Annotated in this window: 14 protein-coding genes; 4 read left to right on the top strand and 10 right to left on the bottom strand. The window is 36.2% G+C overall.

The genetic code is table 11. The features are described 5' to 3' along the window. Window positions 1-109: 109 nt before the first annotated feature. Window positions 110-1,549 (top strand): helix-turn-helix domain-containing protein, encoded by a 1,440-nt coding sequence (locus AC4BB2_RS01240; RefSeq protein WP_490473658.1) that lies wholly within the window; start codon window positions 110-112, stop codon window positions 1,547-1,549. Between the two features lie 82 nt (window positions 1,550-1,631). Here AC4BB2_RS01240 and AC4BB2_RS01235 read toward each other — a convergent pair whose 3' ends face one another. The 8 genes from AC4BB2_RS01235 to AC4BB2_RS01200 form a co-directional block, all read right to left on the bottom strand. Further along, window positions 1,632-2,564 carry a D-ribose ABC transporter substrate-binding protein gene (locus tag AC4BB2_RS01235; RefSeq protein ID WP_490473657.1) on the bottom strand — a complete coding sequence of 311 codons (933 nt, stop codon included), beginning with the start codon at window positions 2,562-2,564 and terminating at the stop codon, window positions 1,632-1,634. A gap of 20 nt (window positions 2,565-2,584) precedes the next feature. Next, entirely contained in the window at window positions 2,585-3,529 is a 945-nt protein-coding gene (locus AC4BB2_RS01230) for an ABC transporter permease (RefSeq protein WP_490473656.1), read from the bottom strand. 2 nt (window positions 3,530-3,531) lie between these two features. After that, a complete protein-coding gene (locus AC4BB2_RS01225; protein WP_490473655.1) occupies window positions 3,532-5,013 on the bottom strand; it encodes a sugar ABC transporter ATP-binding protein in 1,482 nt (493 codons plus the stop codon). 20 nt (window positions 5,014-5,033) lie between these two features. Next, window positions 5,034-5,423 carry a D-ribose pyranase gene (gene rbsD, locus AC4BB2_RS01220; RefSeq protein ID WP_490473654.1) on the bottom strand — a complete coding sequence of 130 codons (390 nt, stop codon included), beginning with the start codon at window positions 5,421-5,423 and terminating at the stop codon, window positions 5,034-5,036. Beyond that, a complete protein-coding gene (gene rbsK / locus AC4BB2_RS01215; protein WP_490473653.1) occupies window positions 5,420-6,301 on the bottom strand; it encodes a ribokinase in 882 nt (293 codons plus the stop codon). Before rbsK ends, rbsD begins: the two co-directional genes overlap by 4 nt. Before the next feature lie 79 nt (window positions 6,302-6,380). Further along, complete coding sequence (locus tag AC4BB2_RS01210) at window positions 6,381-7,340, bottom strand: LacI family DNA-binding transcriptional regulator (RefSeq protein ID WP_490473652.1); 960 nt, start codon at window positions 7,338-7,340, stop codon at window positions 6,381-6,383. A 149-nt stretch (window positions 7,341-7,489) separates the two neighbouring features. Continuing rightward, window positions 7,490-8,095 carry a class I SAM-dependent methyltransferase gene (locus tag AC4BB2_RS01205; protein ID WP_490473651.1) on the bottom strand — a complete coding sequence of 202 codons (606 nt, stop codon included), beginning with the start codon at window positions 8,093-8,095 and terminating at the stop codon, window positions 7,490-7,492. A 10-nt stretch (window positions 8,096-8,105) separates the two neighbouring features. Beyond that, a complete protein-coding gene (locus tag AC4BB2_RS01200) occupies window positions 8,106-8,696 on the bottom strand; it encodes a GDSL-type esterase/lipase family protein (RefSeq protein WP_490473650.1) in 591 nt (196 codons plus the stop codon). A 214-nt stretch (window positions 8,697-8,910) separates the two neighbouring features. Between AC4BB2_RS01200 and coaA the strand changes: the two genes are divergently transcribed. After that, window positions 8,911-9,834 carry a type I pantothenate kinase gene (coaA, locus tag AC4BB2_RS01195; protein ID WP_490473649.1) on the top strand — a complete coding sequence of 308 codons (924 nt, stop codon included), beginning with the start codon at window positions 8,911-8,913 and terminating at the stop codon, window positions 9,832-9,834. 349 nt (window positions 9,835-10,183) lie between these two features. Next, entirely contained in the window at window positions 10,184-11,740 is a 1,557-nt protein-coding gene (gene guaA, locus AC4BB2_RS01190; RefSeq protein WP_490473648.1) for a glutamine-hydrolyzing GMP synthase, read from the top strand. A gap of 541 nt (window positions 11,741-12,281) precedes the next feature. Here guaA and AC4BB2_RS01185 read toward each other — a convergent pair. Both AC4BB2_RS01185 and AC4BB2_RS01180 read right to left on the bottom strand, forming a co-directional pair. Continuing rightward, window positions 12,282-12,350, bottom strand: a complete 69-nt coding sequence (locus tag AC4BB2_RS01185; protein ID WP_490474654.1) for a cysteine-rich KTR domain-containing protein — start codon at window positions 12,348-12,350, stop codon at window positions 12,282-12,284. 37 nt (window positions 12,351-12,387) lie between these two features. Continuing rightward, complete coding sequence (locus AC4BB2_RS01180) at window positions 12,388-12,912, bottom strand: NAD(P)H-dependent oxidoreductase (protein ID WP_490473647.1); 525 nt, start codon at window positions 12,910-12,912, stop codon at window positions 12,388-12,390. A 124-nt stretch (window positions 12,913-13,036) separates the two neighbouring features. On the opposite strand from AC4BB2_RS01180, the gene AC4BB2_RS01175 reads away from it, so the two are divergent. Next, window positions 13,037-13,369, top strand: a complete 333-nt coding sequence (locus AC4BB2_RS01175; protein ID WP_490473646.1) for a winged helix-turn-helix transcriptional regulator — start codon at window positions 13,037-13,039, stop codon at window positions 13,367-13,369. Window positions 13,370-13,436: the final 67 nt, after the last annotated feature.

Raw genomic sequence — 13,436 nt, 5'->3', positions numbered from 1 at the left:
CGTCCAACTTCAAGATAATCTCGTATTAGCTTTTTTTATTTTTTTTTGTTTTTTTAATATGAAAAACATTTAAAGCCGTTTATAATAAATGGATAAAGGTGGGATTGTTATGTTGATGACTCAATTAATTAAAAAGAATGAACAAATAAAATTAGATTTGTTTACTAGAATTGTAAATACCCCGATGGTAGAAGGTGACGTTTTACAAACACAGTTATCTTTATCTAAGAATCGGTTATATCATTTTGTGCTTCAACTAAATAGAGATTTAGCCATTTATCAAATCCCAATTACGATTAGCTATAAAGAAAATAAATATTTAATTGAAGAAACCACAAGCGATCATCATCCTTCGTTATTAATTTATGAATTAATTCAACATTATTTGAATTCTTCCGCTATGTTTCAACTGACTTATCTCTTTTTACATGAAGAAGAATGGCCCATTACTGATATCGCACAGGACTTACTGTTCTCCCAATCCCATACTTATTATGTGATTCGCCAAGTCAATCCTTTTTTAAATCAGTTCAACTTGAAATTAACGGTTGCCAACAAAACTGTTTTTCTTAAAGGACGAACGTCTGATATATTTATTTTTCGTTTTTTAGTTTTTAGCTTTTTATTTTTCTACCGCTCACCGTATCCAGCGATAGAAGCTGAACGTAAAAAAAGTATAGCCAATGAAAAAACAATCCCTTATGCGAAAGAAATGACGTATTCCGAACTTCATAGTTTAAATTCTTTTTTCTATGTTCTAGAGCACACACCCACTGATTTAGATCGGTTATTAGCTGAGATTCAATCATCTTCTGTCTTTCCGCTAACAACTATTTTTAACGCTAGAGAGATTGATCTTGAGCATCCATTTTTACTCTTTTTCCTACGAATCTTTATTCCTAGACTTTATACATTCGAGGAGATGATTCAATTTGGCAAAACGCTGGAAGGAATGATTGATTTTGATTTAGCTGTTCTTTCTAAACAGATGTTGGATTCTGTGTTTGAAACCTTTACATTGGAATCCTTGCCACGTCTTCATAAAAATTATTATGCCAGTCTCTATATCTTGACTCTACACTTAAGTTATATTGAATTTTTTGGTCATGACGTTAAAAATATCTTTTACTCTCAAGCTTTAACTAAGGAAAGTATCCAAAGCCATGCGATTCTTTATAAACATTTAATTGATTTTTATGATCAATTCACCCCGGCAATTCCTTGGTCGAAAAAAGAAGAAAGTAAGCAAGTATTGATTGATACTCTTTATTTGCTCGTTTTAGGTGAGCATCAACAACAAGTCATGATTTATATCGATTTCGGTGGAAATATCGTTGCTGAACTAGCGTTAAAACGGAAATTGATGAAGATTCTCAACCCAGACACCTTCGTTTTCACCACAGATGATACAATCGCTAACGTAATCATTGCTAACTACGTCGCCCCTATCGAAAGAAAAGATACCGCCTTTTTACTGGTGGAAAACTTCAATGATGCTGGAACGTGGAAAGCAATTTATACACAGCTGTTACAGCTTGTAAAAGAGTAACTAAACAAAAAAGGATGAGCTAAAAGTATTTTTTTACTTTTAGCTCATCCTTTAAAAATTTATCACACTTCTATACTTTTAATTATTTTGCTTCCACCAATTCTAAAGGTGAATCAATCTTACTATCGACTTTCTTCCCTTCAAAATGATCATAAGCCGCTTGCAGTGCTAATTTACCCATCTCAACTGGTTGTTGAGCGACCGTTGCGGCCAGTGTTCCAGCCTTCACTGCTTTTAATCCATCTTCATTACCGTCAAATCCTACCACTAAGACATCTTTTTTACCAGCTGATTTTAAGGCTTCTACTGCTCCTAAAGCCATTTCATCATTTTGCGCAAAGACTGCAGTGATGTCAGAATTTGATTGTAAGATATTTTCCATTACCGTCAAACCTTTAGCACGGTCAAAGTCAGCAGATTGGCTTTGAACGATATTTAAGTCTTTTTTAGCAATATTTTCAAAACCTTTACCACGTTCACGCGTTGCAGAAGCACCTGGTGTTCCTTCTAATTGAACGACTTTTGCATCTTTACCGACTTTATCGATAATAAATTGGGCTGCCATTTCTCCCCCTTTGACGTTATCAGAAGCAACTAATGTTAAGATTTTACCGCCATCAGAACTTCTATCTAATGTAATTACAGGAATATTCGCTTCGTTTGCCGCTTCTACTGCTGGTTGAATCGCAGATGAGTCAACAGGATTTACTAAAATAACATCTACTTTTTGTTGAATTAAATCATCAATGTCATTGCTTTGTTTCGACGCATCATTTTGTGCATCAGAAATGATTGTTTTTGTCTTATTTTCATCTGCCAATTTTGTAATCCCGTCTTTTACAGAAACAAAGAACGGATTATTCAATGTAGAAATACTTACACCCACTTTTAGATCTGCTGCTTTTTTCTCTTCTATTTTTGTATCTGATTTGGTGTCGTTGTCTCCTAATGTTGCTGCCCCACAACCTGCTAAAAGTAAACCTACTGCCATCATCGAAACTAAAAATTTTTTCATTCTGATTCTCTCCTTCGTTTCTATTTATTTTGTTTACGGTCTAACAATACTGCTACGATAATCACAAGTCCTTTAACGATTTGTTGATAAAAACTTGATACTCCTAATAAATTTAATCCATTGTTGATCGTCCCTATAATCAATGCCCCAATTAAGGTACCAACCAAACGACCTTTCCCTCCTGACAAACTAGTACCGCCTAAAACAACAGCTGCAATAGCATCCATTTCGTAAGACTGTCCAGCAGTTGGTTGTGCTGAGTTTAAACGTGACGTAAGAATAATACCTGAAATAGAGGCCATCAATCCTGAGATAGTATAAATGATAATTTGAACTTTGTCTGTTTTAACCCCAGCAATTTCTGCCGCTTTGATATTTCCTCCTACAGCATATGTTTTCTTACCAAACGCTGTCTTATGAAGCAATGTATATAATAGTACGAAAAATAGCAACATCACGATGATTGGGAATGGAACACCAAATAAATATCCTTTTCCCATAAACTGAAAGATAAAACTTTTACCAATCCCAGTAATTGGATTCCCATCTGTATAAACCAGTGTTGCTCCTCGATAAATTGTCATAGTTGCTAGTGTAGCAATAAAAGGCGCCATTTTTCCTTTAGTGATTAAAAGTCCGTTGATCATACCAAGAAACGCGCCTAGTATTACTCCAAAAAGCATAGCTAGAATAGGCGAAAGTCCGCTGGCAATCAATCCCGCTGTTAATGCACCTGATAAAGCTAATGTAGAACCTACAGAAAGATCAATTCCGCCAGTCAAGATGACAAAACTCATTCCAAATGCAATCAATGCATTAATCGACACTTGTCGCAGTAAGTTCAATAAATTATTAGCTGTAATAAAACTAGGATTTAAAGCTGTCACCACAATCACTAACGCTATTAATGCAAGTAATGGTCCTAATGAGCCAAGAGCAATTTTTTTCTTTGTTGTCTTTTCCATAATTAGTTTCCTCCTGTAGCTAGGTTCATAATTTTTTCTTGCGTCGCTTCTTCTTTGCTGACTTCTCCTGCAATTTGCCCTTCTCTTACGACAAGTACTCGATCACTGACACTCATAACTTCTGGTAAATCACTAGAAATCATGATAATTGCAACTCCTCGTTCTGCCAGTTCATTCATCAGCAGATAAATCTCTCTTTTCGCCCCAACATCGACACCTCTTGTGGGTTCATCTAAAATCAATACTTGAGGGCCTATGCCAATCCATTTAGCTAAAACAACTTTTTGCTGATTTCCTCCTGATAAACTGCTGGCAGGTACTTCTTTATTTTCAGCTTTCACCGTCAAACGTTTTAATAACAGCTCAACAAATTCATCCATCGTTTTCTTTTCCAACAGACCATGTTTGGCAAACTCATTCACAGAGGGTAATACAATATTATCTTCCAAACTAAAATCAAGAATCAGTCCTTCTTCTTTACGATCTTCCGTTAAAAAGCCAATCCCTTGTTTGATAGCATCAGACGGCTTGCGAATTGTTAGTTTTTCACCTTTTAATAGAATGTCACCAGAATCATGTGAATCAATACCAAAAATCGCCCGCATGATTTCCGTCCGCCCTGAACCCATCAATCCTGAAAAACCTAGAATCTCTCCTTCTCTGACCGAAAACGAAACATCAGTGAACACCTGATTTGCCGTAAGATTTTTCACCTCAAACTTTATAGGACCGATAGGCGTTGTTTTTTCTGGATAAAAATCCCCGATGTCTCTTCCTACCATGTCACGGACAATTTGATTCACATCGACATCTGAAATTTGATAACAGCTAACTGAAATCCCATCCCGCATCACCGTAATTCGATCACATAAAGTGAAAATTTCCTCCATTCGATGAGAAATATAAACAATCGCTACTCCTTTTTCTTTCAAGCCTCGAATGATGGTAAATAGATTAGCAATCTCCATTTCTGAAAGAGCAGCCGTTGGTTCATCCATAATCAGCACTTGCCCATTAAGCATCAATGATTTAGCAATCTCAAGCATTTGCTTTTGCCCAACAGAAAGTCTCCCAACTTGTTCATGTAAATCAAGGGAGATATGCAGTTCATCGAAGATAGCTTTAGCCTTTTCAGCCATTTTATTCGTATCAAGTAATCCAAAAGTCGTTTTTATTTCTCGGTTTAGGTACATATTTTCTAAAACCGTCATTTCAGAAAACGTATTCATTTCTTGGTGAATAAATGTTAATCCAAATTCTTCTGCTTCTTTAGGATTTTTAAAGTACGTTTCTTTTCCATCAATATAAATTTTTCCAGTATCTTGTTTGTGCAGTCCGGTTAAAATATTCATCAACGTCGATTTACCCGCACCATTTTCTCCCATTAAAGCATGGATTTCTCCTGATTTTAATTCAAAATCAACGCCTGCTAATACTTTATTGGTGCCAAAGCTTTTATTGATCCCTGTCATTTTCACTTCCATGAGAACGCTCCTCTCACTTTCTAAAAAATCACTGCTGATTGTAAAATAATATTTGCGTAGGGCGTATCTTCCCCTGTGCGGATAATTGCTTTTACTTCTTGACTTAACTGCTTAAATTCTTCATGTGAGACGTAATCGATAGTAGAAAACAAATCAGTCATCTTTCCATGAAGCTCTGAATTATTTTCCTTGATTTCCTCAGCTAATATTACTTTTTCAATCGCCACTTCTTCCAATATTGTTTCCAACACAGAATAAAAAGATGGTGTGCCTTGTTTTAAAGAAATATCAATTTGCTTTACATTATCTGGTACAGGCAAACCACAGTCACCAATAATGATTCGGTCTGTGTGGCGTAAATCATCTACAATTTTAGCGATTTCTGAGTTTAGTAACCCTCTTTTTTTCATAACGTCCCCACCACTTTTTCGTATACTGGAATACCGTCTTGTGCGCCTTTGGCTTGAATTGCCAGAGCCGATGCTGCATTTCCTAATGCTAAACTTTCTTCTAAAGATAAGTCGTCTAAAATTCCTTTGGCAAAATAACCATTGAAGGTATCTCCAGCGCCTGTCGTATCGACTACTTTAGCTATCTTATGTGCTGGAACTGTCACTTCTTTTTCCCCGTCATAAAAAATAGCTCCCTGTTCACCTAGTGTTACGATCAATTTATTTGGGTATCTTCTAAGAGATTGTTCTAACTTCTCACCTTTAAATAAAAGGCTTGTCTCATGTTCGTTAGGTGTGATGTAGGTGACTTTCTCAATAAATGTTTCATCAATCTCTTTGGCTGGAGCTGGATTATAAATCGTTTTAATCTGATGTTCAAAACAAAATCCAATGATATACTGAACAGTCTCCATAGGGATTTCATTTTGTAGAATAATTAGATCCATTTCCAGTAATTCTTTTTGATATTGTTTGATGACATCTATTGAAATTAGATTATTTGCACCTGGAATAATCACAATTCTATTGTCTCCATCATTTATCTGAATATGAGCAGATCCGCTTTCACTTTTATCAACTGTCTGGATCATTTTAGTATCAATCCCGTTGGTTTTTAAATTTTCCAGCAATTCAATACCAAAGCTGTCATCTCCAACTGCGCCTAACATAAAAACATCAACACCAGATCTACTTAAAGCAATTGCTTGATTGGCTCCTTTACCACCAAAAAACGTTTGAAAACTTTCTCCTACAACCGTTTCTCCTTGATTGGGAATGACTTCTGTTGTGACGACAAAATCCGTGGAAATACTGCCTATGACTGCTGCTTTTTTCATTATTTCATCTCCATTCACAATGTGTAACCGGTTACCTATATGCGTACATTACCACTTTCCAAGGAAAATGTAAACCTTTTCAACGTAAACTTTCTCCTTTTTGTAGAGAAACGGGTAATATCTTTTGCAATGACGTTGTATTTTCTCCTGTCAGCATTTGGATCATTACCTCTGCTGCCATCTCACCGATTTCATAAACAGGTTGTTTAATGGTTGTTAATTTGGGATAGGTCATATCGGCAAAGGGAATCCCATCATAGCCAATAATCTGTAAATCTTCTGGAATACTCAATCCTCGTTGCTGCGCTTTTTGCATGATTTTTAAAGCCAAATAATCATTTGAAGCAATCACTGTGTCCACTAAGGGATATTGTTCAAAAAATACATCCGATATTTTATCTACTTCATTCACGTTAAAAGAGGATGTTTCATAAATTTCATAGCTTGTTGCCTGAGTGTCCAACACATCGGTTAAGCCTTCCAAACGTTTCTTTGCGCTATTAAAAGAAAGGCTCCCTGTGATGATTAGGATATTTTTAAAAGCTGTTTTTAAAATCTCTTCACCAATCAATTTTCCACCTAAATAATCATCTGGCAACACTTTATTAATGTCCCCTTCATAGACCCGATCAATTCCTACAACTGAAATATCCGGGAGAGCCTTGATGGGAAGAGCTGTGATGATTCCACTGACATTATTTTGAATAAATGTTGTGATATATTGATTTAGTTGTTCTTCTGAATCCGACGTATTTGCCAAAAGCATCATATAGCCATTTTTTATCAGTGTTTCTTCAATTCCTTTGGCTAATAATGGAAAATAAGGGTTGGCGATATCTGGTAGTAACACGCCGATGATTTTGGATTTTTTTTGAAACAATGATCGGGCCACTTCATTTGGTACATAGTCCAGTTCTTGAATTGCTTCTGCAATCTTCTTCCCTGTTTCCGTCCGCACATAGCCATTTTTATTAATATATCTAGAAACACTAGCCACAGATACCCCAGCGTGTTTTGCTACATCCTTGATTGTTACCACTCGGATCACTCCTGTCTTACTCCATTTTTTCTTGTATATTCATTTTAGAGGAAAGCGCTATAAAAAGATAGCTTAGACCTAGCAAAAAAAGCAATGGCAACACTCCTTGTTCAGGAACACTTGACCATTGCTCTTTCACTAACACACGTTTATGCTTCTTTGATACTTTTCAAAATATAATAGCCTTTGTCTTTCGTTACGATTTCCACATTACCAAAGACTTCTTCCATTCTTTTTTCAGCGCTTGGCGCTCCTTGTTTCTTCTGGATAACTACAGTCAATGTACCGCCGACAGCCAGTAACGGATGTGCTTCGCTTAAAATTTCATGGACCACTTTTTTTCCAGCACGAATGGGGGGATTGCTGATAATTGCAGCGTATTGTTTTTCATGGACATCCGCATAAATATTAGAAGCGTGGATATCCACATTTTCGACGTGATTTTTCTTAGCATTCTCTTTAGCTAAAGCAACCGCTCGTTGATTCACATCAATCATCTCTACCGTTCTACCAGTGATTGAAGCTAGTGTCAGCCCAATTGGTCCATAACCGCAGCCCACATCAAGCAGTCTACCTTCTGGCAAAGTCTCCCACTCAAAGGCATCAATCAAAACCCGTGAACCAAAATCTACTGTGTTCCGTGAAAACACACCACTGTCTGTTAAAAACTGAAATTTCTTTCCTCTTAATTCAAATGACCATTGCTCTAAATCATGAGCAAGCTCTGGATTTTCTGTATAATAATGATTCGCCATTTTCTTCTTCCTAACTATTTTCTTTTGTCACCAGTCTACCTTTTATTTCCCGAACAATCAAGGCTGCTAATAAGTCATATCCTGTTTTTGAAAAATGCAGGCCGTCCCCTTGCAAGAATTCATCTGTTCCAGGATAAACAACCATCGCTTTATATAAATCAATCACAGGAATCTTGTCTCTTTCGCCGATTACTTTCACTCGTTCCACATACTCACGAATATAATCATCCTCCCGATTGGGTTTTCTAGCGCAATCAACGTAAGGAGGTGTTAGTAAAATGACCTTTTCTTTCCCTATTTTATTTATCATTTGTTCAATATTTTCAGCATATTTTTCCAAAGAAACTAGATTATCCATATTAGTATCATTGGCGCCAAAGAAAATTGTCACAATGTCAGGCTTTTCAACAAGCACTTCTTTTTCTAGACGCTTCATTGCATCTTCGGTTGTGTCTCCTGGCATACCTGCATTTACGATCATAACCTCTTCTAGATTTAGTGCAGCTAGATCTTCAACAATCAAGTTTTGTAAAATCGGTGTGATTGCTTCTTCACCATACCCTGCAGTGATACTATCACCAAATAAGACGATTTTCTTCATTGGACATTTTCCTTTCATCTATGAATTTTCTTTATTTATCATACCATTAAATGATAAGTTTTTACGAAGCAAAGAATTCTTTTAGGAATTGGTGTTAGCTGCAGGCAAATTGTGTTAAAATAAAAACGGAAAGAACCCTTTTTTATTTCTTATTTTAAAAAAAATCGATTCTTACAGTTTAAATAACGAAATGCTGGCTTTGTTGGAGGAGCAAATGGACGATAAAATGAATTACTACCCTATTTCCAGAAAGGAATGGCAGGGCTTCTATCATAACGGCAAAGCGCCGCTGACAGAAGAAGAATTAGAAGATATTAAAGGCTTCAATGATCAGATTTCCTTGCAGGATGTGCAGGACATTTATGTTCCATTGACCCATCTGATTCATTTATATATGAAAGAATTTGAGTCTTTGACTGTTAGCAAAGGATTATTTTTGCATGAATATGTACCTGTTCCGCCTTTTATCATCGGAATTGCTGGTAGTGTAGCTGTTGGGAAAAGTACCACCGCCCGCTTACTGCAACTGATTTTATCCAGAACCTTTAAACGCCGCAATGTCCAACTAATTACGACCGATGGCTTCTTGTATCCAAATAAAGTGTTGGAAGAAAAAGGCATTATGGATCGTAAAGGATTTCCTGAAAGCTATGACATGGAGAAGTTGATCGACTTTTTAAACCAAGTCAAAAATAGCCAAGAAGAAATCAAAGCACCACTTTATTCTCACAGTGTTTATGATATTGTGGAAGGCGAATATGAAGTGATTCAACAACCAGATATTTTGATTGTTGAAGGAATCAACACACTGCAATTACCTGCCAATCAGCAAATTTACATCAGTGACTTCTTTGACTTTTCCGTCTTTGTAGATGCTGAACCAAAGCTGATCGAAAAATGGTATCTTGAACGTTTCGGTGCATTACTCGATACGGCCTTTCTTGATCCAGATAATTACTATTATCAATATGCGATCGGCAATCGTGAAGATGCTTTTGCGATGGCTAAAGAAGTTTGGAAAACGGTGAATTTGAAAAACTTAGAGGAATATATCTTGCCAACTCGAGGCAGAGCGGATATTATACTTCATAAGACTGAAAATCATATTATTGATGAGATATTTATGCGTAAATACTAAGAAAAGCGGAATGAAGCGTTTAATCCGCATGAAAATTAGGAATCTGAAAGTGGAACGCTTTTTGTTCCAGTTGAAGATTGTCTATTTTCCTTGTGGATTGCTTCATGGAGCTAGATCACAAAGTAGTACTTAACTTGATTCTAAAGGGGTCAGAACTTTCCTAACGGTAAGTTCTCCATAAACGGTGTAAAAAATGCAGGTTTCTTGCTTTGAAACACAAAGAGCCTAGCGATTTGATGTTGAAAAGTACAAGACGCAACATTTGCGTGTTGTTCCTTCTACGCTCGAACCTAAACGCTTTTTTTACAACCTCTTATTAGATAAATCTAAATGGATAGGGGTAATAAATGTGACCAATGTTGCCGATTTGACAACTGTCGAAAAAATTATTGTTTTAGACTTTGGTAGTCAATATAACCAATTGATTACTCGACGTATTCGTGAATTTGGCGTGTTCTCAGAATTATTGAGCCACCGAATCACAGCGGATGAAATTCGCGAAATGGCACCAAAAGGAATTATTTTCTCTGGTGGCCCAAATAGTGTTTATGATGAAAATGCGTTTAGTATCGATCCTGAAATTTATGAATTAGGCATTCCAATTCTAGGGATTTGTTACGGTATGCAACTGATGATGCATAATTTAGGCGGAAAAGTTGAGCCTGCTGGCAACCGTGAATACGGCAAGTCAGAGCTATCACTTTTGATTCCTGATTCACCTATCTTTAAAGGAACACCTGAAAAACAAATCGCTTGGATGAGTCATGGTGACCTAGTCGCTGCTATCCCTGATAGCTTTGAAACTGTCGCAACTAGCGCAGATTGTCCGTTTGCTGCAGTTGAAGATACTGCTCGCAACCTTTACGGCGTACAATTCCATCCAGAAGTTCGTCACTCTGAATATGGGAATGACTTATTGCGTCATTTTACTTTTGATATTTGTCATTGTGAAGGCGACTGGACAATGGGTAACTTCATCGACATGGAAATCAACAAAATCCGTGAACAAGTTGGCGATAAAAAAGTCCTTCTTGGCCTTTCAGGCGGTGTGGATTCAAGCGTTGTTGGTGTGCTGTTACAAAAAGCCATTGGCGATCAATTAACTTGTATCTTTGTAGATCATGGTTTATTGCGCAAAGGTGAAGCAGAACAAGTAATGGATAGTTTAGGCGGAAAATTTGGCTTAAACATCATTAAAGTAGATGCAAAAGAACGTTTCTTAGATAAATTAGCTGGCGTTTCTGATCCAGAGAAAAAACGTAAAATCATTGGGAACGAATTCGTCTATCTTTTCGACGATGAAGCAACAAAACTTGACGGTATCGACTTCCTAGCACAAGGTACCCTTTATACAGATATCGTAGAAAGCGGCACTGAAACAGCGCAAACAATCAAATCTCACCATAATGTGGGCGGATTGCCGGAAGATATGCAATTTGAATTGATCGAGCCGTTGAATACGTTATTTAAAGATGAAGTTCGTGCTTTAGGAATCGAATTAGGTATGCCGGAAGCACTTGTTTGGCGCCAACCTTTCCCAGGTCCTGGTTTAGGAATTCGTGTACTTGGTGAAATTACCGAAGAAAAATTAGAAATCGTGCGTAACTCTGATGCGATTTTACGTGAAGAAATTGCCAATGCTGGTTTAGATCGTGATATTTGGCAGTACTTTACTGTGTTACCTGGCATCCGTAGTGTAGGTGTGATGGGTGATGGCCGTACGTATGATTATACTGTGGGCATTCGTGCAGTGACTTCGATTGATGGGATGACAGCTGATTTTGCGAGAATTCCTTGGGATGTGTTGCAGAAGATTTCTGTGAGGATCGTGAATGAAGTGGATCATGTGAATCGGATTGTTTATGATATTACTAGTAAGCCACCTGCTACTGTTGAATGGGAATAAGTATAAAAGTCGCTAAAACGTTGTTTTATCAATGTTTTAACGACTTTTCTTTTTTACATAGTCACAATATAGTCACAGTTTGTTTTTTGAAAATTGATTTTTAGTTTCAGGTACTAAATTTTCACTTGATAAATTAACAGCAATACTACCTTTCAACATATCGGCTACTTCAAAATTACTGTTTGGATATAAATGATCCTAAGTTCCCAGTGTCGTCTCGATATCTTCATGTCCTAGTCGTTCTTTGATGAGGAGAAGTATTCGACATAAGTTTTCACCCCTTTTCTGTTGCAAAGAGAGGAGAGGAGAGGAACTCTTTGCTCGCTTCTATAACAGAGAAAAAGGTGAAAAGTTCGAGAAAATTGAAAAAAAAGATAAAAAAATACACACTTAAGCTTCACAGCAAAAATGTGTATGGAGATTCTATATTAAGGTTATTTATTATTTTGGGCATAGCAATGCTCCTATGAGCCATTGCCGCAGTCATAAACTATCTAAATACAATCAAAAAGAGCCAATAACAAGGAATCTTTCTTCCAAGTTATTGGCTCTGCGTATTTTCACGTACTTTAATTCGTGTCTTATTTTTACAAATAGGACACGTATCCAGTTACTTTCATTTATCAATATTTCACCTACTCAGAACTCTATGTCTTTCTTATGAATTTTAGCATTTCTGGAAGACTGGCTTTAATGCGAGTATTTGTTGACTCATGCTCTGCGCTATAAAAGGCATAGAAGCCTTTGTAGTTAGCTTGCATATAATTAAACGTAGTTTCAAAAGGTATTAAAATTTCATCGAGAGTATGCTTATATCGCCCATCTTTGGCATAACTACTCTCTTTAATACCAGCTGTCACGATTAAACGAACATCATGATTTTTCATTTTATTATTATTTCCATAAGCCCAGCCCTCTAGAAAGACATCATCCAACCACTTTTTCATTAATGGCGGACAGTTAAACCAATAAATTGGAAATTGGAGAACTAATTTGTCGTAATTTTCAATTAGTTTTTGTTCCTCCAAAACATTAAAACCATTTTTATTTCTAGTTTCATATAAATTATGAACATAGAATTCTTCCGGATAATTTCTCAATTCTTTGACCCAACTTAAATTTACTTTTGAATCATTTATATTTGGATGTGCCACGACTATCAATGTACTCATATTTTTCTCCCCTTATACCATCTATGTGTATTTAATATTTACTACTTATCAAGTATATGATATATTATCTTTGCTGAACAGTACGCAAATAAAAGTTAGATACTAACTTAAAGGAGAGTGTAGCATGATTGATGGTTGCAGTAAAACTAACGAGAATATTGAAAATACAGGTTTTGGCTATACTTTATCAATTATAGGCGGGAAACATAAAATCATCATTTTATTTTGGTTATTTGAAAAAGGTGTATTACGATATAATGAACTTAAAAGGTGTATTGGTTCAATCTCATTTAAATCACTAACAAATTCACTAAAGGAATTAGAAGCAAATGAGATTATTATTCGAAAGGAATACCCTCAGATACCACCAAAAGTTGAGTATAGTTTATCCAAAAAAGGCGAAACTTTAATTCCAATATTAGAGGGGATGTGCGATTGGGGAGAATTAAATCGCTAGTTTATATATATAATAATGAGCGAACTAAGAGAGCTTATGCTTTTTTTAGTATTGATAGATAATATTT

It is taken from the genome of Enterococcus sp. AAFC-DPL-5146 (genome assembly GCF_058216635.1).
This window is presented reverse-complemented; position numbering and strand designations above follow the sequence as displayed.